Genomic DNA, 24,247 nt, shown 5'->3' on the forward strand with positions numbered 1-24,247 from the left:
GGCGCCGTCCGATGACCGGGGTGGCGATAGCCCCGAAGATCTGAAGCGGCCGGCCAGATCGCCCGACTGGGCGACGCCGATGTCGCGCCGCCGTGCCGAGCCGCTGGAATTGCTTGCTGTCGAGGGCCTGCCCGAAGCCGCCGTCCCGGCCTTCGAGGCGGCCTTCCAGACCACCTGCGCCACCGTCGCCTATTTCAAGGACGACCCGACCGACACCTGGCGCGTCGAAGGCGTGCGCGAGGCCGGCGCAGGCGAGGACGCGCTGACCGGCGCGCTGGCCCTGGCGGCATTGATCGGCGACATCGAGCCGCCGGCGCTACAGGTCGGGCCGATCGAGGCGGAGGGCTGGCTGGCCCGCACTATCGAAGGCTTTTCCGAATTCCCGGTCGGCCGCTTCCTGATCCGCCCGACCCATGCGCCGGACCCGCCGATGCCGGGTCGCACCGTGCTGAAGCTGGATGCCGGGCTGGCCTTCGGCAGCGGCGAGCATGCCTCCACCCAGGGGTGCCTGCTGGCCTTCACCGCCGTCGCGCATCGCCGGCCGCGCCGGCTGCTGGACCTCGGCACCGGCTCGGCCATCCTCGCCATCGCCGCGGCGAAGACGCTGCGCCGGCCGGTGCTGGCGACCGACATCGAGCCCTGGTCGGTGCGCGTCGCCGGGGAGAATGCGCGGCTGAACGGCATGCAGCGGCTGGTCTCGGCGCGGCTGGCGGATGGCTGGCGCCACCGGCTGCTGCGCGGCCGCCGCTTCGACCTGGTCTTCGCCAATATCCTGGCACGGCCGCTCTGCGCCATGGCGCGCCCGCTGGCGCTGCATCTGGCGCCGGGCGGGACGGCGATCCTCGCTGGGCTGCTCGGCACCCAGGCGCGGATGGTGCTGGCGGCGCATCGGCGGCAGGGGATGGTGCTGGAGCGGCGGATCGATGTCGGGCCGTGGACCACGCTGGTGCTGCGCCGGCGCCATGGCGGATCGCCTTCCGATCTGAGCGCCAATCCGCTGTAGGCCGTATCACGCTCCGGCGTGTTCACGCCTTTCCGCGATCCGCTTCACGGATGTGACGAAAGGCACAGCGGTCCGGACCTCCGGCTTCCAGCCTATGCCGGCAGGAGGACAACGTCATGGAACTGACCGACCTCGTCCCGGTGCCACCCGGCATCAACACCCTGGCGGATGGCCGCAAGGTAGTGAACGCCAAGCAGGCGACCATGCTTTCGCTGCTCGGCAATCCCCGCGCCGACTATGGCGATGATTGCCGGGAGATCACCAACCCCCGCCTCAAGCCGCTGGTCGAAAGCCGTCAGCTCGGCCCGATCAAGGTGCGCGGCCTGCGCCCGGCGGTGGATGGGCTGCAACGCATCCTGGCCGAGATCGCCGCCAAGGCGCCGGAGATCCATGCCGTCATCGGCACCGCCGGCATGCTCTGCGCCCGCTTCGTGCGCGGCTCCACCATCGCCATCAGCAATCATGCCTGGGGCACCGCCATCGACCTCACCCTGGCCGGCAGGCTCGATGCGCGGGGCGATGGCAAGGTCCAGTTCGGGCTCACCAGGATCGCCCCGATCTTCAACGCCCATGGCTGGTACTGGGGCGCCGGTTTCGGCACCGAGGACGCCATGCATTTCGAGGCGGGCGACGGGCTGATCCGCGACTGGGCCGCGGACGGGCTGTTCGGCGGTGCCGGCGCCAAACCGCCGCCGGCGCATCTGCTCTCGCTCGGCGACCGCGGGCCGCAGGTGGAGGGGCTGCAGCGGGCGCTGAACGCGGCCGGGGCCGGGCTGCTGGCCGACGGCATCTTCGGCCGCGACACCCAGGCGGCGGTCATGGCCTTCCAGGGCAAGCGGGGCCTGCTGGTGGATGGCGTCGCTGGCCGCGAGACCCTCGCGGCGCTGAACCTCCTGGCGGCGACGGCGGCAACCGGAGTGGTGCCGGCCTGAGTTCATGCCAGCGGCCCTGAGCGTTCGCGCGTTCAGGGGCCCTCGAACGCCAGGCGCGAACCTCCGGCTTGCCTGACTTCGCGCCACTTGGCGCGGCCCGCATTCGCGGCCTCGGACCGGCCGTCGGGTATCACCCTGGCCGAGATCAAACCGCCCGGACCCAGCCCCCGTCCACGTCGAGGATCGCGCCCTGGACGTAGCTCGCCTGGTCGCTCGCGAGGAAGGCGACCATGGCGGCGATCTCGGCCGGCTCGCCGAAGCGGGCGACGCCGGTTTCGGCGGCCAGCGCCTCGGCCGCGGCGGCGTGGTCCAGGCCACGCGCCTCGGCCAATGTCCGGATGCGGCCCTCCAGCCGGTCGGTGCGGATGCTGCCGGGGTTGATGCAGTTCACCCGCACCCCCTCGGCCACGCCCTTGTCGGCCAGCGCTTTGGTCAGGTTCATCAGCGCCGCGTTTACGCTGCCGCCGATGGTGAAATCGGCGCTCGCCACCCGGCCGCCGATGCCGGCGATGTTGACGATCCCGCCGCGCGCCGCCTTCAGATGCGGCCAGGCGGCGCGCGCCAGCCGCACCGCGCCATGCAGCTTGAGCGCATAGCCATCCGCCCAGGCGGCGTCGTCCAACGCGACGAAATCGCCGCGCTGCGTCGCCCCGGCACAATTGACCAGCAGGTCCAGCCGGCCGAAACCGGCCATGGCGGCGTCCACCGCCACCCCTGCCGCCGCCGGGTCGCGCAGGTCGGCGGCATGCGCGACGGCACCGGGCAGCCGCGCCGCCGCCTCGGCCAGCGCGGCCCCGGAACGGGCGACCAGCAGCACCCGCATGCCGTCGGCCGCCAGCCGTTCGGCGATGGCGAGGCCGATGCCGCGGCTGGCGCCGCTGACCAGCGCGGCGCGCGGCTCAGCCACGGTCGGCGCGGGCCGGGCGGCTGGCGGTCGGGGCGGCGCCCGCCGGGCGGCCGGCGTCGAAGCCGAGGAAGCCGATCTCCGGCTGCGGCGCGCCGCCATCCCCGGCCCAGAGCCGCGGGTTGCGCGCCACCGGCGTCGGCACCGGGACGTTGCGCTCCACCGCCGGGCCGGGCACCGGCGCCTCCCGCCGGCCGCGGCGCGGCGGGGGGGCGGCGGCCGGGGTGGCGGCCTCGGGCGGCGGTGCCGAGCGGATGCCGGTGCGGACCGACAGCAGGTAGAACATGATCTCGGTCCGCCCCTGGTCCACCGCCGCGTCGATCGGCGTCAGCCCCAGCACGTTGCGGGACTCGATGTCGGCGCCGCGCACCACCGCATCCCGCGCCGCCGCCAGATCGCCGCGGTTGATGGCGTCGAACAGCGCGGCATTGGGCGAAAGGTTGGCATTCGGGTCGCCCGGAATCGGCTCCGGCGCGCGGCGGTACTGCAGGCCGGGCAGGGCCGGCGGTGGCGGCCGTACGGGCTCGGCGGTCGGGCGCGGCACGCGATTGGCGCCGGAGCGGCCGAATTGCGCCGCCGCATCGGCGATCGGCAATGCCAGCCAGGCCAGGGCGGCGAGCGGAAGCAGGCGGGGGGAGAGGCGGCGCATGCGCTTTCCTACCGCGCCCCCGAACCGGCCGCCAGAGCCGCATCAGGCTGGTCAGCGGCAGTCATCGCCACGCAGCAAAAAGCTCTCCACCACGCCCTGGCGCAGGGTGAAGGTCATGTCGCAGCTGCGGGTGATCATCATCGGGCCCGCGGAGAGCATCGGTCCGAACCGGCCGTAGGGCCGGGCCCAATAGGGGTCGCCGGGGTAGAGGGTGGTGCGGCGTTCCTCGTACTGCAGGAATTTCCGCCCATCCGCTTCATAGGTGCGGGTGGGGACGCCGAGCGCCATCACCACCTCACCCTCCCGCTTGCCGATCAGTGGCGCCAGCCGTTCCTCAAGGCTGGGACCGATGGCGCAGCCGGCCAGCAGCAGCGCCAAGGTGGCGAAGGCGTATTTGCCGGGCCGCCGCATCAGTGTCCCTCCCGCTGCCAGGCCAGTACGGCAAGGCCAAGCACCAGCGGCAGCGCCAGCCAGGGCGGCAGCAAGGGCAGGGCGGCGATGCCGGTGACGGTGTGGTCGCCGTTGCGGCGCAGGCCGATCCAGCTCGCGCCGCTGGCGTCCCGCCCCGGGGCAATGCGGCGCAGCTCCGGCAGGGTGGGCTCCGCCCCGCTGTCGAGCCAGCGCGCGGCGCCGCTGGTGGCGGTCAGGATCGGTGCCAGCTTGCCCGGGTCGGCGCGCAGATCGGCGACCTCAAGCGGGTTGGTGGTGGCGGCGGCGGCGAAGGCGGTGCGGCGGCCGTCCGAGACCTGCCAGACACCGGGCTGGTCGGCCGGCAGCTCCACCGTGGCGCGACCGCCGGGGCCGGGGGCCAGGGGCCGGCGCAGGTTGGTGCCGTCGGGGGCGGTGATGCCGATCTCGGGCGGTGGCCCGCCCTCGACGCTGCGGCGCTCGACGTGCAGATGGCCGGCTTCGATGCGGGCGGTCAGCTCCTCCTCCTCCAGCTCGGGTTCGCGCATGAGCCAATGCGCGGCGCGGCGAAGAAGTTCCGCCTGCGGTCCGCCGCCGTCATGGCCGCGGGACCAGAGCCAGATGTGGTCGGAGAGCAGCAGGGCAACCCTTCCCTCGGCAACGCGATCGAGCAGCAGCAGTGGGGCGCCGCCGGCGGCCTCCATCACCGCCACGCCGCTGCGCTGGTCGGCCCGCATGCTGCGGTACCAGCGACCCCAGCTCGCCTCGCTCGCCTCGTCCGGATTGGCGCCGGTCAGCTCCTCGGTGACCGGGTGGCGGGCGCCGAGCGCCGTGATCCGCGGCCGGAACGCGCCTTCCGCCGCGGTGGAGGCCCCCACCCCGGCCGCCGGCCGTGCCGGCAGCACGGCGCCGAGCGGGGTGTTTGCCAGGCTGACCGGGCCGGCGAATTCCGGCCCCACCGAGAGCAGCAGCGCGCCGCCGCCGCGGACATAATCGGCGATGTTGCGCAGATAGGCCGGCGGCAGGATGCCGCGATTGGCGAAGCGGTCGAACACCACCAGGTCGAATTCGCGCAGCTTCACCTGGAACAGCTCGCGCACCGGGAAGGCGATCAGCGCCAGTTCGTTCAGCGGGGTCAGGTCATCCTTCTCCGGCGGGCGGAGGATGGTGAAATGCACCAGGTCCACGCCCGGGTCGGCCTTCAGCAGCCGGCGCCAGGTGCGTTCCCCGGCATGCGGCTCGCCGGAGACCAGCAGTACCCGCAGCCGGTCGCGCACGCCGGTGATGGTGACGACGGCACGGTTGTTCAGCTCGCTCACCTCGCCGGGGCGGGTCTCGGCGGCAAGCTCCACCACTGTCGGGCCGCCGCGCTCGATCGGGATGGTGATGCGATGCTCGCGGCCGACCGGCACGCTCTCGATCCGCGGCGGCGTGCCATCCCGCCGCACCGCGAGGCGGGCGGCCCCCGTCCCGGTGGCGCCGAGGTCCTCCACCGCGACCCGCAGCTCGACCGAACGCCCGACGATGCCGAAGCCCGGCGCCTCGATCACTCGCAGCCGGCGGTCCACCTCGCCGGGGCGGCCGGGCAGCAGGACATGGAAGGGCGCCTCGATCGGCGCATCGGCCGGCACGTCGTGCACCTGGCCATCGGTCAGGGCGATGATCCCGGCCAGCCGGGCGCGCGGGATGTCGGCCAGGGCGCGTTCCAGCGCGGTGAACAGGCGGGTGCCCTGGTTGCCGCCCTCCGGCACCTCCACGGTGCGCAGCTCCAACTCGGGCAGCCGGGCGGCGCGGCCCTCCAGCGCCACGCGCGCCGCCTCGATCTGCGCCGCGCGTCCGGCGATGCGGGCGCTGTCGGAGCGGTCGACCAGCAGCACGCCGATGTCGGGCCTGGTCTCCCGCGTCTCCTCAACCAGCCGCGGATTGGCCAGCGCCAGCAGCAACAAGGCGAAGACCAGGGCGCGCAGTCCCGCCCCCCGCGCCCGTCGCAGCACGGCCGGCAGCAGCGCCGCCGCCGCCAGCAGGCCGAGCCCGGCGATCAACCAGACCGGCAGGATCGGCGCGAAGTCGATGCCCGAGAGCGCCTGCTGCATCTAGTTGCCAAGCCTTTCGAGAATGGCCGGGACGTGCACCTGGTCGCCCTTGTAGTTGCCGGTCAGCGCGTACATCACGAGGTTCACCCCGAAGCGGTAAGCCAGGGTCCGCTGCCGGTCGCCACCTGGGATGGCGGCGAAGGGGTTGTTGCCGCGGGCATCGATCGCCCAGGCGCTGGCCCAGTCATGCCCACCGATGATCACCGGGGAGACGCTGTCGTTCGCCCTGTCCTGGTCCCGCGCCACCCAGACCCGGCCGCCGGCGAAGCGACCAGGCAGGTCGGGCAGCAGGTAGAAGGACCGCTTGAGCACATGGTCCTCGGCCAGTGGCGCCAGCGGCGGGATGGCAAGGTCTCGCGTCACCCGCCGCAGCGCCGCCCGCGCCCCCGGCGCGAAGCCTTCCCCGGAGCCCTCGTCGCGGGTGTCGAACAGGATGATTCCGCCGTTGCGCATGAAGCTGTTGAGCGCGGCGACCATGGCATTGTCGGGCTGCGGCGCCTCCGGCGTGACGCACCAGTAGAGCAGCGGGAAGAATGAAAGGTCATCCTGTCCCGGTGTCACCGCGGCCGGGTCGGCCAGCGCCGCGGCGGTGCGCCGGTTGACGAACTCCGACAGCCCGACGAGACCCATCCTGAGGGTCTCGTCCAGCGTACCGTCGCCGGTGACGACATAAGCGAGGCGGGTTGCCAGCGCCGGGTCGGTGCTTTGCGCCTGGGCCGTCTGGGCGAGGCTGGGTTGCGCTGACAGCAGCAGCGCCAGCGCGGCGAAGCCCGGCCGCAGCAGGCCGCGCAGGCGCAGCCCGATCAGCAGGTCGAGCGCCAGCAGCAGCAGCGCCGCCGCCAGCAGCCAGGGCCCGAGGTCGCGCTCCGCCGGAATGCCGCCGATGCCGATGATGGCCGCCCCGGCCGGCGGTGGTGGCGCGGCCTCAGGTGCGGGGACCGCGCCGCCGAGGTTCAGCGCCCGGCGATAGGCGGCGGCGGTGGCATCCTGCCCCGGTGTGCCGTACCAGCCTGGCGGGTGGCGCGGGGAGGGGGCGGTGGCGTCGATCTGCGCCGCCGGGATGGCGGCGGCGGCAGGCGGCGCGGCGCCGAGCCGGCCGAAGCCGTCCAGCGTTTCCAGCGGCGCCAGCGGCGCCTCGCCCTCGGCGCCCTGAATGCCGGCCGAAAGCGCCACGATCCGCCGCAGCATCTGCACGAAAAGGCCGGAGAGCGGCAGGTTCGACCATTCGGCATTGGCGGTCACGTGGAAAAGCACGACCCGTCCGGCGCCGCGCGCCTCGGCGGTGACAAGCGGCGTGCCATCGGCCAGCCGTGCCCAGCTCCGCTCGGTCAGCTGCGGCGAGGGCTCGGCCAGCACCTGGCGTTCCACCGTCACCTCGGCCGGGATCGGCAGCCCGGCGAAGGGCGAGGTCTCGGGGAAGGGGGCGAGGCGCTGCGGCTGCTCCCAGGACAGCGCGCCGCCGAGCTGGCGTTCGGCCCGCAGCGGCACCGGCAGCAGCGGGTCGGGGTGCTCGGCCAGGCGCGGGCCGGCGAAGCGCAGCAGGGTGCCGCCCTGCTCCACCCAGCGGGTCAGCGCCTCCCGCTCCGGCCCCTCGGGCACCGGCCGGTCGGCCAGGGCCAGCACCGCGATGGGGCGGGAGAGCAGCCGGTCCAGCGGCGCCCGGCGCAACTCGGTGAAGGGCGCCAGGGCACGGTCGAGGTAGAACAGCTCGCCGATCAGCGGCGCATCGGCGCTGTCCTCGGCGCCAGGCAGCAGGCCGACCGGGCGGCGGCGGAAGCGCTCATCCAGCAGCACCACCCCGCCGGCGCCGGTCTCGCCCTCGATCTCCAACCGCACCACCTGATTGCGCAGTTCAAGCGGCAGTTCGAGGGTGGCCTCGCCGCTGGCCGCGTCGGCCGGGATCGGCACGTCGGCGCGGGCGAGGGCGCGGCCGTCGCCGGTGCGGGCCAGCACGCCGGCCTCGGTCGCCATGCCGATCGGCACCTGCTGGACCCGGATGCGCAGCCGGTCGGCCTCGGCCACCGGCGGCGGCAGCAGCCGGTGCGGCCGGGCCTCGGCCAGCGCCACGCTCAGCCGGCCGGCGGCGGCCAGGGCAGCGGGCAGCCGGCCGGCCTCCGGCCCATGCGCCACCCCGTCGCTGACCAGCAGCGTGGTCAGCGGGCCGGGGTTGCCGGCGTGCCAGGCGGCGAAGGCGGCCAGCGCGGCGGCGCGGTCGGGCGGCCAGGGCTTCGGCCGCAGCGCGGCGAGCCGGGCGCGGAGGTCCTCGGCCGGCATCGGACCGATCAGCCGCGGGGCGTCGCCGGTCTCAGCCGGGGCGGTCGGCAGCAGCGCGGCGCGGCGGCCCTCGCGGGCGGCGCGTTCCAAGGTGGCGCTGGCGGCGGCCATGCGGGCGGGCCAATCGGCGGCGGCGGCCCAGCCGTCATCCACCACCAGCAGCAGCGACCCCTCGCCGCCGGCGCCGCCACCCGGCCCCAGCACCGGCCGGGCCAGGCCGAGCACCACCAGCGCGGCGGCCAGTAGCCGCAGCAGCAGCAGCCACCAGGGGGTGCGGGCAGGGGTTTCCTCCCCGGTCGGTAGGTCGCGCAGCAGGCGGATGGCGGGGAAGGCGATGCGCCGCGGCGCCGGCGGGGTGACCCGCAGCAGCCACCACAGCGCCGGCAGCGCCGCCAGGGCAAGCAGCAGCCATGGCGCGGCGAAGGCGAGGGGACCCAGATTCAGCATGCGTGCACCGGCCAGGTGATGGCCACCGGCCGCGATCGGCCAAAGGCGTGCCTGCGTCCTGCAACCGCCGGGCCATCCCGCCGCAGCCCTGCGGCGTCAAGGCATTGCGGAACAGGCGGCGCGGTACACGGCATCATTTGGCCTATTGCGTGGGACACTACTCTGGCGCGAGTGCCTGCCACAGCGCCAGCAGCGCCTGACCCGGCGGCTGGTCGGTGCGGTGGGTGAGGAAGCCCCAGCCGGCGGCGGCGGCGATCGCCGCGACACCGGCGCGATGCTGCCGCAACCGCTCGGCATAAAGGTCGCGCACGCCTTCGACGCGGGGGACCAGGGCGGGTTCCTCCGCTTCCAGTCCCTCGAAGCGGACGCGGCCGAGATAGGGCAGGGATTCTTCCGCCGGATCGAGCACCTGCAGCAGATGGCCATGCACCGGCCGCCCGGCCAGGGCCGAGACAGCGCGCTGGATCTCCGGCAGGGGTTCGAGGAAATCGCCGATCAGCACGCAGCGGGCGTGGCGCGGCAGGGCAGGGTCGACGGCCGGCAGCCCGGCGGGGGCGGCATCGAAGGTGAGGGACTGGGCCAGCGCCTCCAGCCCCGCCCGGCCGGCATGGCTGCGGCCAGGACCGCCGAGGATGCGCACCCGTTCCCCGCCGCGAAGCAGCAGGGAGGCGAGGGCGAGCAGCAGCAGTTCCGCCCGTTCCCGCTTTGGCGGCGCCCGCAGGGTGGAGCGCCATGCCATGGAAGGTGAGGCGTCGCGCCACAGCGCCACGGTTTGCGCCGCTTCCCACTCGGTCTCACGAATGAACAGCCGGTCGGATTTGGCGCTCTGCCGCCAGTCGACGCGGCTGGCCTGGTCGCCGGGCAGGAAGGGGCGGAACTGCCAGAAGGCATCGCCCTGGCCGGAGCGGCGGCGGCCGTGCACGCCCTGGAGGATGGTGCTGGCGACCCGGTCGGCGGCCACCACCAGCGGTGGCAGGGTGGCGCCGAGCACCTCGGCGCGGAGGGTAGGGCTAACCGGCATGGTGCCGGCCCCCCGGGCGGCCTGCCCGCCTCGGACCTTCGCGCCGTTCGGCGTTGCGGTCATCGGCGGCCTGGGCGCGAGCGCGCGCCGGACTCAGATCTCCGCACCTGTCGGCGCTGCAATCATCGGGCGGTCTCACCCGAGTTGCGCCTTCAGCATCCCGATCACATCCCCCAGCACCACGCCATCGGCGCGGGCGGAGAAGTTCAGCGCCATGCGATGGCGCAGCACCGGCTCGGCCAGCGCCAGCACATCCTCGACCGAGGGCGCCAGCCTGCCGTCCATCACCGCCCGCGCACGGGTCGCCAGCATCAGCGCCTGCGCCGCCCGCGGCCCGGGGCCCCAGGCGAGCTGCCTGCGCACCGCCTCCAGCCCCGAGCTGTCCGGCCGGGCGCCGCGGACCAGTCGGAGAATCGCGTCCAGCACGCTCTCGCCCACCGGGATGCGGCGGATCAGCGCCTGCGCCGCGATCAGCTCCGCCCCGGTCATGGTCGGCACCGGCTTCGCATCGCGCGCGCCAGTGGTCGCCAGCAGCATGGCGCGCTCGGCCGCCTCGTCCGGGTAGCCGACCTCGACCTCCAGCAGGAAGCGGTCGAGCTGGGCCTCGGGGAGCGGGTAGGTGCCCTCCTGCTCGATCGGGTTCTGCGTCGCCAGCACATGAAAGGGGATGGGCAGCGGATGCGCCACGCCGGCCACCGCCACCCTGTGCTCCTGCATTGCCTGCAGCAACGCCGACTGGGTACGCGGGGAAGCGCGGTTGATCTCGTCGGCCATCAGCAGCTGGCAGAACACCGGGCCGGGCAGGAAGCGGAAGGCCCGCTTGCCGGCCTCGCTCTCCTCCAGCACCTCGGAGCCGATGATGTCCGCCGGCATCAGGTCCGGGGTGAACTGCACCCGCTTGGCGTCGAGCCCCAGCACGGTGCCGAGGGTCTCCACCAGCTTGGTCTTGCCGAGGCCCGGCACCCCCACCAGCAGGGCATGCCCGCCAGAAAGCAGGGTGATGAGCGTCTGCTCCACCACCTCCTGCTGGCCGAAGATCACCCGGCCGATCGCCTCCCTGACCCGTTGCAGGCGGTCGCCAAGGGCTTCCGCCTCGGCCAGGAGGGTTGCGGGGTCGCTGCTGCCCATTGCGGTGTCGGCCACTTCAATCATCCCAACCACGATCCCTATATGGGGGCCAGCGCGCCGTTGGCGACGCCCCGTGGCATCTTCTGGCGGTAACCAGTGGTCAATCGGTGGCGCGGCAAGACGCACCGCACAGGGCAGAGCGTCCCGGACCAATGGAAGGCAGCCTATGGCGATGATCGGCGCGAATACAGCGGTGAATGGGAGGAAGCCTTGCGGCAGATGAATCTGCGCCGCGCCCTTTACCCCGCCAACGAGGGCGGGCCGGGGTGCGGCGACGCCGGCCGGGGCAAGGCTCCGGGGACGACCCCGCCGCCGGCCCGCCTGCCCCGCATCAAGCACGAGGTCGGCGATTTCGAGATCCGCATCGACCGCAACGGGACCTGGTACTACCGTGGCAGCCCGATCAACCGGAAGGAGCTGGTCTGCCTGTTCGCCAGCGTGCTCAAGCGTGCGGAGGACGGGACCTACTGGCTGGAAACCCCGGTGGAGCGCGGCCGGATCACGGTGGAGGACGCGCCCTTCGTCGCCGTTGAAATGTGCTGGAAGCATTGCGACTGCGGCGACGGCGTGCCGCAGCAATGCCTGACCTTTCGCACCAACCTCGACGAGATCGTGACAGCCAATGCCGACCACCCGATTCGCGTCCACCTCTGCCCGGTGACACGGGAGCCGCGGCCCTATATCCAGGTGCGCCCAGGGCTGGAGGCGAAGATCAACCGCGCGGTGTTCTACGAGCTGGTGGCCCTCGGTGAGACCGAGCAGGTGGACGGGCGCGAGATGCTGGGCGTCTGGAGCGAGGGCGTGTTCTTCCCGATCGACGAGACCGGCGCGCTGGACACGGCGGCGGAGTGATGCCGGCTGTCGCCTTTGCCGCGCTGCCCCGCTGCCAGCCGCACTACCCGTCGCTTCGGCCTTGACCGCCGCCGAGATCGCCGCCCGGCTCGCTGACCCGGCCGCGCTCGCCCTGGCGGCCCAGCCGCCCGAGACCGCCCAGCCGCCGGGCCGCCCGGCGGCGCGTCATGTGCTGGCGGCGGTGCTGGTGCCGATCGTGCTGCACCCGCAGCCAACCGTCCTGCTGACCCTGCGCGCCGCGAGGATGACCGCCCATGCCGGCCAGGTCAGCTTCCCCGGCGGCAAGATCGAGGCCGGGGAGACGCCGGAAGCCGCGGCGCTGCGCGAGGCGGCGGAGGAGGTCGGCCTCGACCCCCGGCTGCCCGAGCTGATCGGCCGGCTGCCGGAACAGGTGACCGGCACCGGCTTTCACATCACCCCCGTGGTCGCGCTGGTGACGCCGCCCCTCATCCTGACGCCCGACCCGGCCGAGGTGGAGGAGCCGTTCGAGCTGCCGCTGTCGATCGTGCTCGACCCCGCCGCGCCGAAGCGGCAAACCCGCGAGTTCCAGGGCGGAAGCCGCGAATTCTGGGTCTGGCCGCATGAGCGGCATTACATCTGGGGCGCCACGGCGGCGATACTGGTCAATCTGGCCAAGGTGCTACGCGGGTAGAGCGGTTTACGCACCCGGAAACAGTCTGCGTAAATAACTACCCGGGCCCGGATGTTTCTGGGGCGTGGCCTTCAGCTTGACCGACTGCGGACAGCCTGAACGTGCTCCAGCGGCCGGGTGTGACGAGCGGCGATTTCGCCTATGTCACCAGGGCGATGCCCTATCTCATCGAAATCCTGCTGTTCCTCGCCCCATTTGCCGGCTTCGCGCTGTGGCGCCGGTGCAACCCGGGCGCCGACCCCAGCCCGCGGATGCTCTGGCTGGCGCTGGCCGGCGTCGGCTGCGGCCTGGTGGCGGCGGTGTGGTACGGATTCTCGGTCCGGACCCGGCCGCACGCCGACTACGTGCCGGCGCGGATCGGCGAGGACGGCCGGGTGATCCCCGGCCAGGCGCCGCGATGAGCGACCCGCCGCGGCACCGCATCGCCCCGCCCGGCTTCCTGGCGGCGCCGGCGCCCGCCGCGGTGCTGGCGGCGCTGCCCGGCGCCCGCGCGGTGGGCGGGGCGGTGCGGGATGCGCTGGCCGGCCGGGACATCCAGGATATCGACATCGCCGTGCCGCTGCCGCCCGAGGTCGCCGCCGCCCGGCTGCGCGCCGCTGGCCTCAAGGTGTTCGAAACCGGGCTGGCGCATGGCACCGTCACCGCCGTGCTCGACCGCCAGCCGGTGGAGGTGACCAGCCTGCGCCGCGACATCGCCACCGACGGCCGGCACGCCGAGGTCGCCTGGACCACCGATTGGCGGGAGGATGCGGCGCGTCGCGACTTCACCATCAACGCCATGTCGATGGCCGCCGATGGCGCTCTCTGGGATTATTTCGACGGCTGCGCCGATCTGGCCGCCGGCCGGGTGCGCTTCGTCGGCGACCCGGCGACCCGGCTGGCCGAGGATTACCTGCGGGCGCTGCGCTTCTTCCGCTTCCACGCCCGCTACGGCCATGGCGAGCCGGACCCGGCGGCGCTGGCGGCGATCCGCGCCGCGGTGCCGGGGCTGGCGCGGCTTTCCGCCGAGCGGATCTGGATGGAGCTGAAGCGGCTGCTTGCGGCGCCCGACCCGAGCGACGCGGTGGCGCTGATGGCGGAGAGTGGGGTGCTGGGGGCGGTGCTGCCGGAGGGCGCCGACCCGGCCGCCCTGGCCCGGCTGGCCCGGCTCGGCGCCCCGGCCGACCCGCTGCTGCGCATTGCCGCCCTGGTGGCACGCGGTGCGCCGGCGCCGGCCGCCCGGCTGCGCTGGTCGGCCGAGGAAGCGGCGCGCTTCGCCCGGGCGCGCGACCAGCCGGCTCACCCCGGCACCGATGCCGCCGCGCTCCGCCGGCTGCTGGCGGAGCGTGATACCGCGGCTCTTACCGACGCCGCCTGGATCGCCGAGACCTGGGGCGAGGCGGGCGATTGGGGGGGGCTGCGCGCCCGCCTCGCCGCCACGCCGCGGCCGGTTTTCCCGCTGCAGGGCCGGGACGCGCTGGCGCTCGGCCTGGCGCCGGGTGCCGCCGTCGGGCGGCTGCTCGCGGCGGTGCGGGGGTGGTGGCTGGAGGGTGGTTGCGTGGCCGACCGCGATGCCTGCCTTGCCGAGCTTTCCCGCCGGCTGGAGAGGCGCTGACCTCGGCGCCGTGCCCGTCGTGGCGAGGGTCGGAGTACCTATCGATATTGGGCGCTTCCTGGTGACCTTCCGCGGAAGGCGTGCTGAAGCGCCGATTGGGAAGGATCATCGGCGCCTCCGCAAGACCGCGAAGCGGTTTTGCGAGGGAACGCTCAGTACCGGCAGGGCCACGGCTGAATTCGAAACCGCCACCCTGCCGGCGGCTGAAATGCTGCGAATCGAATGCGGTTGGATTCAAGATGTCCGCCGGCACCGCCTGTCGCCTCAATGCGGGCTTGCGCATGCCGACGCCCGCCAGCCTGGCTCCGGCCTGGCGCGGCTGCCGTGCCTTTGGTCACGGACCATGCAGGGGCGGCGGCGGTGCGCTGCCCTGGGCTCACACCAGCCCCATCGCCCGCCAGCCGGCGAGCGAGGTGTTGAGCACGTCGCGCACCAGCGTCGCCGCCTTCCCCGGCTCCAGCGGCAGCCCGCCGGCCAGCAGCGCCCGGGCGATCGCCCCAGGGTCCGGTGTCGCATCGCCGGAGTCGGCCAGCAGCATCGCCACCGCGGCCTCTCCCGCGGTCAGCGGCAGCGGCCCGCCGAGGCGCGGCACGGCGAGGCCGATGGCGAAGCCTGCCTCCTGCACCTCACCCGCCCAGCGCTGCATCACCACCGTGTTGAACCTCCGTGCCCGGGCCAGGGCGGCGGCGCCCGCCGCCTCGCGCCAGACCGGCACCGCGGCATGGCCGCTGACCAGGAACACCGCCAACTCGCGCGGAGTGAGGCCGCAATCGCCGGCGATCGCCGCCAGCGCCTCGATCCGCCGCGGCGTCTCGGCCAGCGCCGCCAGCAGCGGGCCGGCCACTGCCTTCGGCAGGGTCGCCTTGCCGATGCCGGTGTCGATCTGCACCGCCCCGCCCGGCAGCAGCCGCTCCAGCGCGAGGCAGCAGTCGCCCAGCGCCTCCGGTGCGGCGGGGCGGCGGCCGCGGATGAAGATGTCCTCGCGCAGCGGCTGGCGGGCGCCGAACACATCCTGCGCCAGCTCCCGGTCGGTGCCGGGCGGCAGGGCGGCCAGCGCCTCGCGCTGCTGTGGGGTCAGCCAAAGCTCGGGGAACTGCCGCCACAGCTTGGCCTGGCCGACGAACTCCAGCTTCGCCCCGGCCATGGCGGCGGCGACATCGGTGGGGAAGGCAGGGCGCCAGGCGCTCGGCAGGAACTCATGCGCCAGGTAGCGGGCCCAGCCGAAGGAGGCGTTGTTGCCGCCTTCGGCGAAATCCTGCAGCACCATGCTGTTGCGGAGGGCTGGCGCGCCGGCCGCGTGCAGCGCCTGGGCCGCGGCGAAGGCCATGGCCGCGCGGGCATCGGCCGGGCCGTGCAAGGCACCGGCGAGGTTCTGGATCAGCTTGCCGAGCGCCAGGTCGCCGGACCAGCCTGGCAAGGCGTTGTAGCCGACCATGACCAGCCCGCCCGGCTTCAGCCGGCTGCGCAACACCGCGAGGATGCCCGCCCGGACCGGGTCGGAAACCCAGGTCCAGACGCCATGCAGGGTGATGACATCCGCCTCCGGCAGCAGCGCCGCCGCCGCGGCCTCGTCCATCCCGGCGAGGTCGGCCTCGATGAAGCGGGCATTGGCCAGCCTGGCCTCGGCGGCGACCTCCCGCGCCTCCGCCACATGCGCCGGGCTGTAGTCGAGGCCGATGGCCTGCCAGCCGGGGTTGGCGGCCGCCAGGGCGAGGATCGAGGCGCCGCGGCCGCAGCCGAGGTCGATCACCGTCAACGCCTCCCGGTCCGGTGCCCAATGCACTCCGGCGACGGCGCAGGCCAGCGCCAGATGGGCCGGCGACTGGCTGGTGGAGAAGTTGGGCACATAGGGGGTTTCGGCGCCGTAGCCGCCAGCCCAGCCCGGTTGCATCGGTCGTGGATCCTTGCGCTTGATGGATGAATCTCCATCCGCCGGCGCAGCCCTGTCCAGCCTCCGCCGCCCCCTGTACATGCATGGCATGGTTCCGAATTCGGATGGCTCGACCCCCGTGCTGGTGCGCCGGCTGGCGCGTGGCTACCTCGCCCGGCATCGCCGGGGCATCGGCCTTGCGCTCCTCTTCACCGTGGCGCTGGCCGGGCTGACGGCGCTCTACCCCATCGTCATCCAGCAGGGCTTCGACCGTTTCGCCGCCGGCGACAGCAGCATCGCCTGGCTGATCCCGCCGGTGATCATCCTGGTCACCTGCCTCAAGGCGCTGGCGCAATACGGCCAGGCGGTGGCGGTGCAGGCGGTGGTGCTGCGGGTGATCGAGGCGATCCAGGGCGACCTGTTTCGCGCCCTGACCCGGGCCGACCTGGCCCAGGTGGTGCGCGACGCCCCGGCCCGCCACGCCAGCCGCTTCACCGTGGATGCGGCGGCGATCCGCGAGGCGCTGACCAAGACCATCAACGGCGCCGCCGACATCCTGACCGTGGTCGGGCTGATCGGTTCCATGGTCTGGCTCGACTGGCAGATGTCGCTGGTGGCGGCGCTGCTCTACCCGATCGCGGTGCTGCCGATCCTGAAACTCGGCAAGCGCATCCGCCGCGCCTCGGGCGGCATGCAGGACCGGATGGGGGAGGTGGCGGCGCAGCTGACCGAAAGCTTCAGCGCCGCCCGGGTGGTCCGTGCCTACCGGCTGGAGGCGCAGGAGGAAGCCCGCGCCGGCCGTGCCTTCGCCCAACTGCGGGCGGCGCTGCTCGGCATCGCCCGGACCCGGGCGAGCCTCGACCCGATGCTGGAGGCGCTGGGCGGCGTCGCCGTCGCGGCGGTGCTGGCCTTCGTCGGCTGGCGCGTCGCTTCCGGCCAGGGGACGGTCGGCGAGTTCACCGGCTTCGTCGCGGCGCTGCTCATCGCCTCCCGCCCGGTCCGTGCGCTGGGTTCGCTGAACGCCGCCTTGCAGGAAGGGCTGGCGGGGCTGTCGCGGGTCTTCGCGGTGATCGATGCGCCGCGGCGGATTACCGATGCGCCGGGCGCCGTGCCGCTGCCGGCCGGCCGTGGGCGGGTGGCCTTCGAGGATGTCGGCTTCCACTACGAAGGCACGCCGGATGCCGCCCTGGAAGGGCTGAGTTTCGTTGCCGAGCCGGGCCAGACAGTGGCGCTGGTCGGGCCCTCCGGTGCCGGGAAATCCACCGCCCTGGCGCTGGTGCCACGGCTGTACGACGCCACCGCGGGGGCGGTGCGGCTGGACGGCGCCGATGTGCGGCAGGTGAGCCTCGGCTCGCTGCGCGACGCCATTGCTTATGTCGGCCAGGATGCGGTGATGTTCGACGACACCGCCTTCGCCAACATCGCCTGCGGCCGGCCTGGGGCGACGCCGGAACAGGTGGAGGAAGCCGCCCGCGCCGCCGCTGCGCATGGCTTCATCGCTGGCCTGCCGCAGGGCTATGCGACGCCGCTCGGCCCCGCCGGCGGCCGGCTGTCGGGCGGCCAGAAGCAGCGCATCGCCCTGGCCCGGGCGCTGCTGCGCGACCCCCGGGTGCTGCTGCTGGACGAGGCAACCAGCGCGCTGGACGCGGAGAACGAGGCGCTGGTGCAGGGCGCCCTGGCCCGGCTGCGGCAGGGCCGCACCACCCTGGTCATCGCCCATCGGCTGGCGACGGTGCGGGAGGCCGACCGGATCGTGGTGATGGAGCGTGGCCGGGCGGTGGAGCAGGGCAGCCATGCGGCGCTGATGGCGGCCGACGGGCTCTATGCCCGGCTGGTCCGCACCCAGGCTTTCGGCGGCGCCGAGCCGGTCACGGCGGGCTGAGGCGCATGCCGGCCCTGCGCAACCGCTGGGCCGAACTGCTGCTGCTGAGCCTCGCCCGTACCTCGATGGGCGTGCAATTCCAGGCGGTCGGCGCGCTCGGGCCGCTGCTGATCGGCACCTTGGTGGCGGATTACGCGGCGCTGGGAACGCTGATCGGCGCCTATTCGCTGGTCGGCGTCGCGGTGGCGATGCCGGCGGGCTGGTTGCTGGTGCGGTTCGGGGACCACCGGGTGCTGCTGGCGGGCCTCGGGCTGATGGCGCTGGGCGGGCTGCTGCTGGCGCTGGCGCCGGGCTTCGGCCTGGCGCTGCTGGGGCGGCTGGTCGCCGGTGGCGGGGCCAGCGTGCTGGCGATCGTCTGCGCCAAGCGGGTGCTGGACCGGTTCAGCGGGACGTCGCTGGCCCCGGCGATGGGGCTGATGCTCTCCGCCTGGCCGATCGGCATCGCCGCGGCACTGCTGCTGCTGCCGCTGTTCGGCGAGGCCTGGCGGCTGGCGCTGCTGGCCTCGGCAGTGCTCTGCGCGCTGGCGCTGCCGGCGCTGTGGTGGGGCATCCGGCCAAGTGAAGCGGCGACGCCGGTGGTTTCGGCCTGGCCGGCCCGGCTGGCGCCCGGCGAATGGCTGCCGCTGCTGGCGGTGGCGGTGCTGTGGTCCAGCTACAATGCCGGCTTCGCCGTGGTGCTCGGCTTCGGCCCGGCGCTGCTGGTGGCGCGCGGCGCCGATCCGGCCGAGGCGGGGGCGGTCGCCTCGCTGGTCGGCTGGGCGATCCTGCCGCTGCTGCCGCTCGGCGGGTGGCTGGCGGAGCGGCTGGGGCGGCCGCTGCTGGCCTGCGCGCTCTGCACCCTGGGCATGGGGCTGGCGCTGCTGGCCTGGGTCGCCGGGGCGCCGCCGGCGCCGATGCTGATCCTCTTCGGCCTGCTGTCGGGGCCGCCGGCCAGCCTGACCATGGCGCAACTCGGCAGGGTGCTGTCGCCTGAGAGCCGGGCCTTCGGCGTCGGCGTGCATTACATGATGTTCTACGGCGGGCTGGCGGCGCTGCCGCCGCTGGCCGGCTGGCTGCGCGACCTGACCGGCGCGGCGGCGGCGCCGGTGCTGGTGGCGGTGGGGTTCCTGGTGGTGGCGCTGGGGGCGGTGGGCGTGCTCGGCCTGTGCGGCGTGGGCCAGGCCGCCATGCCCGCACCCGCATCGAGGCCCGGCAGGGCGGGCTGAGGATCGGTCGCGGTCAGATAACAGATGGAACGGACGGCCGCCGAGGCGGTTGACGATCCATGTCCTCGGTACCGCCCCGCCATGATCCGCCCACCGACGCAGAGGAGGAGGCCCGCCGCCTGCGCCTTCACCTGCGTATCCTGCGCGACTTCGGCCGGATCGCCCTCGAAGACCTGGAGATCGGGCCGCTGCTGCAGCGCGCAGTGGCGCAGGTCGCGAGGGCGACCGGCGTCGGCCATACCAAGGTCATGCGCTACCGCTCCGAACAGGGCGACCTGCTGGCCGAAGCCGGCTTCGGCTGGCGACCCGGCGTCATCGGCAGGGCCCGCTTCGGCATCGACGCCGTCTCGCCCCGGGGCGTGCCGTGCAGACCGGGCAACCGGTGCTGATCGACGACATCCGCAACCATGCCGAGTTCCGGATCCACCCGGTGATCGCCGAGCACGGCATTGTCGCGCTGCTGAACGTCCCCATCCGGGTCAACGGGAATATCTCGGGCGTGCTGGAGGCTGACAGCAGGGAAGCCGGGCATTTCGACGACCTCGACATCGAATTCCTCGAAGCCATGGCCGACCGCATCGCCGGGGCGCTGCAACGCCAGCGCGCCATCGCCCAGGCGGAGATGACCGCCGCCGAGGTGGCGGTAAGGGTGGAACGGCAAGGGATGCTGCTGCGGGAATTGCAGCACCGGGCGAAGAACAACTTCGCCCTGGTGGCCGCCATGCTGGCGCGCGAGCGGCGCACCGCCATGGGAGAGCAGGATGCACGCGCCGCGGACCGGCTGGGGCGGCTGATGCAGCGGGTCACCGCCATCGCCCTGGCCCAGGACCGCCTGTGCGGCGCCGAGAGCAGCGGCGACGGCACCGGCACCGACCTATCGGATTATCTGCAGGCGCTGATCGGCAGCCTCGACCTGAGCCTCGGCGGCAAGATCGTGTTCGAGACCGAGCTGGACAGCTGCATGCTGCCCTTCGACCGCGCTGTCGCTGTCGGCCTGGTGGTGAACGAGCTGGTGACCAACGCCGCCAAGCACGCCTATCCGGAAGGCGAGGAGGGCATCGTGCGGATCGAGCTGAATGCCGATGAGGTACGGGCCGAAGCGGCCCTTCGCGTGGCCGACGAAGGCCGCGGCACCGACCCGGCGATTCTGGCGGCGCGACAGGCCGGTGGCGGGCAGGGGCTGGAGCTGCTTCGGCATCTGGCGCGGCAGCTCGGCGGCGAGGTGGAACAGGGCACCCCGGAACGCGGCACCAGCATCACCATCCGCTTCCCGCTGGTCGTTTGAGTCCGGCGGCTACGCCCACCGAGATTGCATATTCTTAACCTGTCCGGTAGGGGTGCCCGACCGCGCTGCGGCTGGCAACGTCCCGGCCCGCGCCTAGCTTGGGGAAGAGCGGCGCGGCTGGCCCCCATCCGGGGCCGTGCGACATCGCGCTGCCGCCGGCGTTCCCCGGCCCGGCTGGGCGGCATCGGCAAAGCGGCCGCGCGCCGAGGAGGATGGAATGCGGATCACCGATCTGCTGGCGGCGGAGGACGTCGTCCTCGACCTGAATGCGGGCAATAAGCGAAGCCTGCTGAAGATCCTGGCGGCGCAGGGGGCCAGCCGGCTGGGCCGGACGGAAGCGGAGGTTCATGCTGCGCTGCTCGCGCGGGAGCAGCTCGGCTCGACCGCGCTTGGCCGCGGCGTCGCGCTGCCGCATACCCGGCTGGACGGAGATTCCCGGCCCGCCCTGCTGTTCGCGCGGCTGCACCGGCCCATCGACTTCGAGGCGAGGGACGACGAGCCCGTCGACCTCGTCTTTACGCTGCTGTGGCCGGAGGCCTCCCCCGAGGGCTTTCTGCCGGCCTTGGCCGAGCTCTGCCGGGCGCTTCGCAATCCGCAGGTCCTGCAACGGCTGCGCCAGGCCCGGGATGCCGAGACAGTGGTGACGCTGCTGCAGCAGGGCACCGCGCCAGGGACGCCGTGATCCGCCGTGGCGCCTTGCTGGCGCTCGCCCGCCGGGCTGATGCATCGCAAGGAGACCCATGCCCGACGCCATGCTGCTGATCGCCGCCGTCGGCCTGCCCTTCGCCGGAGCCTTCGCCGCCGTGCTGCTGCCGACGCATGCCCGGGATGCCGCGGCGTGGCTGGCCGGCGCCATCACCCTGGCCGCGCTCGCCATGGTCTGGCTGGCCTTTCAGACGGTCGCGGATGGCGGCGTGCTGCGGTACGAGATCGCCTGGATGCCCAGCGTCGGGCTCGACTTCTCCTTGAGGATGGATGGCTTCGCCTGGATGTTCGCCGGGCTGGTAACCGGCATCGGCTTCCTGGTGGTGCTCTACGCCCGCTACTACATGTCGCCGGAAGACCCGGTGCCGCGCTTCTTCGCCTTCCTGCTCGCCTTCATGGGCGCGATGATGGGCGTGGTGCTTTCGGGCAACCTGATCCAGCTGGTCTTCTTCTGGGAATTGACCAGCCTGCTGTCCTTCCTGCTGATCGGCTACTGGCATCACACCCAGGGCGCGCGGGACGGGGCGCGGATGGCGCTGACCGTTACCGCCGCCGGCGGGCTGTGCCTGCTGGCTGGGGTGCTGGTGCTGGGACACATCGTCGGCAGTTACCGCCTTGACGAGGTGCTGACCGCGGGTGTCCGCATCCAGTCGCATCCGCTCTACCTGACGGCGCTGGTCCTCATCCTGCTGGGCGCGCTAACCAAGAGCGCGCAATTCCCCTTCCACTTCTGGCTGCCGCACGCCATGGCGGCGCCGACCCCGGTCTCGGCCTACCTGCATTCGGCGACGTTGGTGAAAGCCGGCGTGTTCCTGATGGCGCGGCTGTGGCCGGTGATGGCGGGCACCGACGCCTGGTTCTGGATCGTCGGCACCGCCGGGCTGGTGACCCTGGTGATCGGCGCCTACATCGCCATCTTCCAGCACGACATCAAAGGCCTGCTGGCGTATTCGACGATCAGCCACCTCGGGCTGGTCACCCTGCTGCTCGGGCTCAACAGCGACCTCGCCATGGTCGCCGCCATCTTCCACATGATGAACCATGCGATGTTCAAGGCGTCGCTGTTCATGGCCGCCGGCATCATCGACCACGAGACCGGCACCCGCGACATCCGCCGCCTGTCGGGCCTCAACCGCTCCATGCCCTTTACCGCGCGGCTGGCCCTGGTCGCCGCTGCCGCCATGGCCGGCGTGCCGCTGCTGAACGGCTTCCTGTCGAAGGAGATGTTCTTCGCCGAGGCGCTGACGGCGGAGGCGCCGCTGCCGAGCGCATTCTGGGTCCTGCCGGTCCTGGCGATGGTGGCGAGCGCCTTCGCCGTCACCTATTCGTTGCGCTTCATCCATGGCGCGTTCTTCGGCCCCGACCCGATGGACCTGCCGCGCGCGCCGCATGAGCCGCCGGCCTGGATGCGCTTCCCGGTGGAGATCCTGGTGCTGGCCTGCATCATGGTCGGCGTGCTGCCGGCCGCGACGGTGGGGCCGTTCCTCGACATGGCGGTGCGGGCGGTGCTGGGCGATGCCACGCCGGTCTACAGCCTGGCGGTCTGGCATGGATTCAACCAGCCCCTGGTGATGAGCCTGCTGGCGCTGGCCGGCGGTGTCCTGCTGTACCTGCTGCTGCAGCGGCACCTGCTGGGCGGGGCCGAGGGCGTGCCCCTGCTGCGCCGCCTCGAGGGCCAGCGGATGTTCGAGCGGACCATGGTCTTCCTGTCCTGGCGCCTTGCGCGGACATTGGAAGCCCTGCTCGGCACCCGCCGCCTGCAGCCGCAGCTCAGGCTGGTGGTCGGGGTGGCGGTGCTGGCCGCAGGATGGGCGGTCAGCCTGCGCAGTTTCGCGCCAGGCAACCTGCTGCCGTCCGACATCGACCCGGTCATCGCCCTGGTCTGGGTGGTGGGCGCCGCCTGCGCCCTCGGCGCCGCCTGGCAGGCCAAGTACCACCGGCTGGCCGCGCTGATCCTGCTCGGCGGTGCCGGGCTGGTGACCTGCGTGACCTATGTCTGGTTCTCCGCGCCCGATCTGGCCCTGACCCAGCTGCTGGTGGAGGTGGTCACCACCGTGCTGCTGCTGCTCGGCCTGCGCTGGCTGCCGAAGCGGCTGGACGCGCCCGGGGCCCGGCCGGCGGAGGTGGTGACCGCCACCCGCCGGCTGCGCGACCTGGCGCTCGCCGGCGCCGCCGGGGCCGGCATGGCGGCGCTGTCCTACGGGGTGATGACGCGGCTGCCGCCTGAACTGCTTGCGCAGCATTTCCTGAAGCTGGCCTATGCGGAGGGTGGCGGCACCAATGTGGTCAACGTCACCCTGGTGGATTTCCGCGGCTTCGACACGCTCGGCGAGATCACCGTGCTCGGCACCGTGGCGCTGACCGTCTTCGCGCTGCTGCGGCGCTTCCGCCCGGCCCCCGACAGCGTCGATCTGCCGGAGCAGCAGCGCGACCAGAGCGCCGAGGACGAGGCGCGGCCGGACCGGGTGGATGGCGACAGCCTCGCCGACTGGCTGCTGGTGCCCGCCGTCATCACCCGGCTGCTGTTCCCGGTGATCGGGCTGATCGCGCTGTTCCTGCTGCTGCGCGGCCATGACCTGCCGGGCGGCGGATTCGTCGCCGGGCTGGTCATGTCGGTCGCCTTCATCCTGCAGTACATGATCAGCGGCGCGAATTGGGTCGAGGCGCGGCTGCGGATCCTCCCGCTGCGCTGGATCAGCCTCGGGCTGCTGCTCGCCGCCGGCACCGGGATGGCGCCCTGGCTGTTCGGCCTGCCGTTCCTTACCGCCTATTTCAGCTATGCGGAGCTGCCCGGGCTCGGCGCCGTGCCGATGGCCAGCGCCCTCGTCTTCGATCTGGGGGTGTTCCTGCTGGTGGTCGGGGCAACCGTGCTGATGCTGATCGCGCTGGCCCATCAGTCGGTCCGCGGCCATCGCGCCGCGACCCGCCCGGCGGCGGCGCGGCCGCCCATCCCGTCCGCCGGCCGGATCGCCGCGGCGGTGGGAGAGGATTGATGGAGCTCATCGTTTCGCTCGCGATCGGCGTGCTGGCGGGCTCCGGCGTCTGGCTGCTGCTGCGGCCAAGGACCTTCCAGGTCATCATGGGGCTGTCGCTGCTGTCCTATGCGGTCAACCTGTTCATCTTCTCCACCGGCGGGCTGCGCACCGGGGCGGCGCCGGTGCTGGAGCACGGGGTGCCGGGCAATCTCGCGCAGCATGCGGATCCGCTGCCGCAGGCGCTGGTGCTGACCGCCATCGTCATCAGCTTCGCCACCACGGCGCTGTTCCTCGTCGTGCTGCTCGCCTCCCGCGGCCTGACCGGCACGGACCACGTCGACGGCAGGGAACGGGACGGTTGAGCCGCT

At 73.3% G+C, this 24,247-nt stretch carries 21 protein-coding genes; 13 read left to right on the top strand and 8 right to left on the bottom strand.

What is annotated here, in order from left to right:
* Window positions 1-79: 79 nt before the first annotated feature.
* Window positions 80-1,003 carry a 50S ribosomal protein L11 methyltransferase gene (locus H7965_RS11630; RefSeq protein ID WP_186770806.1) on the top strand — a complete coding sequence of 308 codons (924 nt, stop codon included), beginning with the start codon at window positions 80-82 and terminating at the stop codon, window positions 1,001-1,003.
* Window positions 1,004-1,119: 116 nt separating this feature from the next.
* The gene (locus H7965_RS11635; protein ID WP_186770747.1) at window positions 1,120-1,935 is read left to right on the top strand and encodes a peptidoglycan-binding protein; all 816 of its coding nucleotides are present in this window, start codon (window positions 1,120-1,122) and stop codon (window positions 1,933-1,935) included.
* Window positions 1,936-2,080: 145 nt separating this feature from the next.
* Here the strand turns inward: H7965_RS11635 and H7965_RS11640 are convergent, their stop codons facing one another.
* From H7965_RS11640 to H7965_RS11670, 7 genes are all read right to left on the bottom strand, one after another.
* Window positions 2,081-2,842, bottom strand: a complete 762-nt coding sequence (locus tag H7965_RS11640; protein WP_222440573.1) for an SDR family oxidoreductase — start codon at window positions 2,840-2,842, stop codon at window positions 2,081-2,083.
* Window positions 2,835-3,488, bottom strand: a complete 654-nt coding sequence (locus tag H7965_RS11645; RefSeq protein ID WP_186770749.1) for an ankyrin repeat domain-containing protein — start codon at window positions 3,486-3,488, stop codon at window positions 2,835-2,837. The genes H7965_RS11640 and H7965_RS11645 overlap by 8 nt, the downstream gene beginning before the upstream one ends.
* Before the next feature lie 51 nt (window positions 3,489-3,539).
* Window positions 3,540-3,899, bottom strand: coding sequence for a hypothetical protein (locus tag H7965_RS11650; RefSeq protein WP_186770750.1), 360 nt, complete (start codon window positions 3,897-3,899; stop codon window positions 3,540-3,542).
* Window positions 3,899-5,989, bottom strand: coding sequence for a hypothetical protein (locus H7965_RS11655; protein WP_186770751.1), 2,091 nt, complete (start codon window positions 5,987-5,989; stop codon window positions 3,899-3,901). Before H7965_RS11655 ends, H7965_RS11650 begins: the two co-directional genes overlap by 1 nt.
* On the bottom strand, window positions 5,990-8,710 hold the full coding sequence (locus tag H7965_RS11660) for a DUF4159 domain-containing protein (protein ID WP_186770752.1): 2,721 nt from the start codon (window positions 8,708-8,710) through the stop codon (window positions 5,990-5,992). It lies immediately after the preceding gene.
* Between the two features lie 157 nt (window positions 8,711-8,867).
* Window positions 8,868-9,731 (bottom strand): DUF58 domain-containing protein, encoded by an 864-nt coding sequence (locus H7965_RS11665; protein ID WP_186770753.1) that lies wholly within the window; start codon window positions 9,729-9,731, stop codon window positions 8,868-8,870.
* Between the two features lie 135 nt (window positions 9,732-9,866).
* The gene (locus H7965_RS11670; protein ID WP_186770754.1) at window positions 9,867-10,883 is read right to left on the bottom strand and encodes an AAA family ATPase; all 1,017 of its coding nucleotides are present in this window, start codon (window positions 10,881-10,883) and stop codon (window positions 9,867-9,869) included.
* Window positions 10,884-11,078: 195 nt separating this feature from the next.
* Between H7965_RS11670 and H7965_RS11675 the strand changes: the two genes are divergently transcribed.
* From H7965_RS11675 to H7965_RS11690, 4 genes are all read left to right on the top strand, one after another.
* Complete coding sequence (locus H7965_RS11675; RefSeq protein ID WP_186770808.1) at window positions 11,079-11,711, top strand: DUF1285 domain-containing protein; 633 nt, start codon at window positions 11,079-11,081, stop codon at window positions 11,709-11,711.
* A 61-nt stretch (window positions 11,712-11,772) separates the two neighbouring features.
* Window positions 11,773-12,363 carry a CoA pyrophosphatase gene (locus tag H7965_RS11680; RefSeq protein WP_229682526.1) on the top strand — a complete coding sequence of 197 codons (591 nt, stop codon included), beginning with the start codon at window positions 11,773-11,775 and terminating at the stop codon, window positions 12,361-12,363.
* Window positions 12,364-12,464: 101 nt separating this feature from the next.
* A complete protein-coding gene (locus H7965_RS11685) occupies window positions 12,465-12,764 on the top strand; it encodes a DUF6111 family protein (protein WP_186770755.1) in 300 nt (99 codons plus the stop codon).
* On the top strand, window positions 12,761-13,957 hold the full coding sequence (locus H7965_RS11690) for a CCA tRNA nucleotidyltransferase (protein WP_186770756.1): 1,197 nt from the start codon (window positions 12,761-12,763) through the stop codon (window positions 13,955-13,957). Before H7965_RS11685 ends, H7965_RS11690 begins: the two co-directional genes overlap by 4 nt.
* Window positions 13,958-14,333: 376 nt before the next feature.
* Here H7965_RS11690 and H7965_RS11695 read toward each other — a convergent pair whose 3' ends face one another.
* A complete protein-coding gene (locus H7965_RS11695; protein ID WP_186770757.1) occupies window positions 14,334-15,848 on the bottom strand; it encodes a class I SAM-dependent methyltransferase in 1,515 nt (504 codons plus the stop codon).
* A gap of 79 nt (window positions 15,849-15,927) precedes the next feature.
* Here H7965_RS11695 and H7965_RS11700 point away from each other — a divergent pair, with 79 nt between their 5' ends.
* From H7965_RS11700 to H7965_RS11730, 7 genes are all read left to right on the top strand, one after another.
* On the top strand, window positions 15,928-17,709 hold the full coding sequence (locus H7965_RS11700) for an ABC transporter ATP-binding protein (RefSeq protein ID WP_186770809.1): 1,782 nt from the start codon (window positions 15,928-15,930) through the stop codon (window positions 17,707-17,709).
* 5 nt (window positions 17,710-17,714) lie between these two features.
* A complete protein-coding gene (locus H7965_RS11705; RefSeq protein ID WP_186770758.1) occupies window positions 17,715-18,914 on the top strand; it encodes an MFS transporter in 1,200 nt (399 codons plus the stop codon).
* A gap of 59 nt (window positions 18,915-18,973) precedes the next feature.
* Window positions 18,974-19,303, top strand: coding sequence for a hypothetical protein (locus tag H7965_RS11710; RefSeq protein WP_186770759.1), 330 nt, complete (start codon window positions 18,974-18,976; stop codon window positions 19,301-19,303).
* Complete coding sequence (locus H7965_RS11715) at window positions 19,279-20,199, top strand: sensor histidine kinase (protein WP_186770760.1); 921 nt, start codon at window positions 19,279-19,281, stop codon at window positions 20,197-20,199. The genes H7965_RS11710 and H7965_RS11715 overlap by 25 nt, the downstream gene beginning before the upstream one ends.
* A gap of 217 nt (window positions 20,200-20,416) precedes the next feature.
* A complete protein-coding gene (locus H7965_RS11720) occupies window positions 20,417-20,881 on the top strand; it encodes a PTS sugar transporter subunit IIA (protein ID WP_186770761.1) in 465 nt (154 codons plus the stop codon).
* Window positions 20,882-20,939: 58 nt separating this feature from the next.
* Window positions 20,940-23,897 carry a monovalent cation/H+ antiporter subunit A gene (locus tag H7965_RS11725; protein WP_186770762.1) on the top strand — a complete coding sequence of 986 codons (2,958 nt, stop codon included), beginning with the start codon at window positions 20,940-20,942 and terminating at the stop codon, window positions 23,895-23,897.
* Entirely contained in the window at window positions 23,897-24,241 is a 345-nt protein-coding gene (locus H7965_RS11730; RefSeq protein WP_186770763.1) for a Na+/H+ antiporter subunit C, read from the top strand. Before H7965_RS11725 ends, H7965_RS11730 begins: the two co-directional genes overlap by 1 nt.
* Window positions 24,242-24,247 lie beyond the last annotated feature (6 nt).

Source organism: Siccirubricoccus deserti, assembly GCF_014283215.1.
GTDB lineage: Bacteria > Pseudomonadota > Alphaproteobacteria > Acetobacterales > Acetobacteraceae > Siccirubricoccus > Siccirubricoccus deserti.

Bases quoted from the DNA above. Each gene is read 5' to 3' on its own strand.
- H7965_RS11630 (WP_186770806.1), top strand. From the start codon at position 80: ATGTCGCGCCGCCGTGCCGAGCCGCTGGAATTGCTTGCTGTCGAGGGC.
- H7965_RS11635 (WP_186770747.1), top strand. From the start codon at position 1,120: ATGGAACTGACCGACCTCGTCCCGGTGCCACCCGGCATCAACACCCTG.
- H7965_RS11645 (WP_186770749.1), bottom strand. From the start codon at position 3,488: ATGCGCCGCCTCTCCCCCCGCCTGCTTCCGCTCGCCGCCCTGGCCTGG.
- H7965_RS11650 (WP_186770750.1), bottom strand. From the start codon at position 3,899: ATGCGGCGGCCCGGCAAATACGCCTTCGCCACCTTGGCGCTGCTGCTG.
- H7965_RS11655 (WP_186770751.1), bottom strand. From the start codon at position 5,989: ATGCAGCAGGCGCTCTCGGGCATCGACTTCGCGCCGATCCTGCCGGTC.
- H7965_RS11660 (WP_186770752.1), bottom strand. From the start codon at position 8,710: ATGCTGAATCTGGGTCCCCTCGCCTTCGCCGCGCCATGGCTGCTGCTT.
- H7965_RS11665 (WP_186770753.1), bottom strand. From the start codon at position 9,731: ATGCCGGTTAGCCCTACCCTCCGCGCCGAGGTGCTCGGCGCCACCCTG.
- H7965_RS11670 (WP_186770754.1), bottom strand. From the start codon at position 10,883: ATGATTGAAGTGGCCGACACCGCAATGGGCAGCAGCGACCCCGCAACC.
- H7965_RS11675 (WP_186770808.1), top strand. From the start codon at position 11,079: ATGAATCTGCGCCGCGCCCTTTACCCCGCCAACGAGGGCGGGCCGGGG.
- H7965_RS11690 (WP_186770756.1), top strand. From the start codon at position 12,761: ATGAGCGACCCGCCGCGGCACCGCATCGCCCCGCCCGGCTTCCTGGCG.
- H7965_RS11695 (WP_186770757.1), bottom strand. From the start codon at position 15,848: ATGCAACCGGGCTGGGCTGGCGGCTACGGCGCCGAAACCCCCTATGTG.
- H7965_RS11700 (WP_186770809.1), top strand. From the start codon at position 15,928: ATGCATGGCATGGTTCCGAATTCGGATGGCTCGACCCCCGTGCTGGTG.
- H7965_RS11705 (WP_186770758.1), top strand. From the start codon at position 17,715: ATGCCGGCCCTGCGCAACCGCTGGGCCGAACTGCTGCTGCTGAGCCTC.
- H7965_RS11710 (WP_186770759.1), top strand. From the start codon at position 18,974: ATGTCCTCGGTACCGCCCCGCCATGATCCGCCCACCGACGCAGAGGAG.
- H7965_RS11720 (WP_186770761.1), top strand. From the start codon at position 20,417: ATGCGGATCACCGATCTGCTGGCGGCGGAGGACGTCGTCCTCGACCTG.
- H7965_RS11725 (WP_186770762.1), top strand. From the start codon at position 20,940: ATGCCCGACGCCATGCTGCTGATCGCCGCCGTCGGCCTGCCCTTCGCC.
- H7965_RS11730 (WP_186770763.1), top strand. From the start codon at position 23,897: ATGGAGCTCATCGTTTCGCTCGCGATCGGCGTGCTGGCGGGCTCCGGC.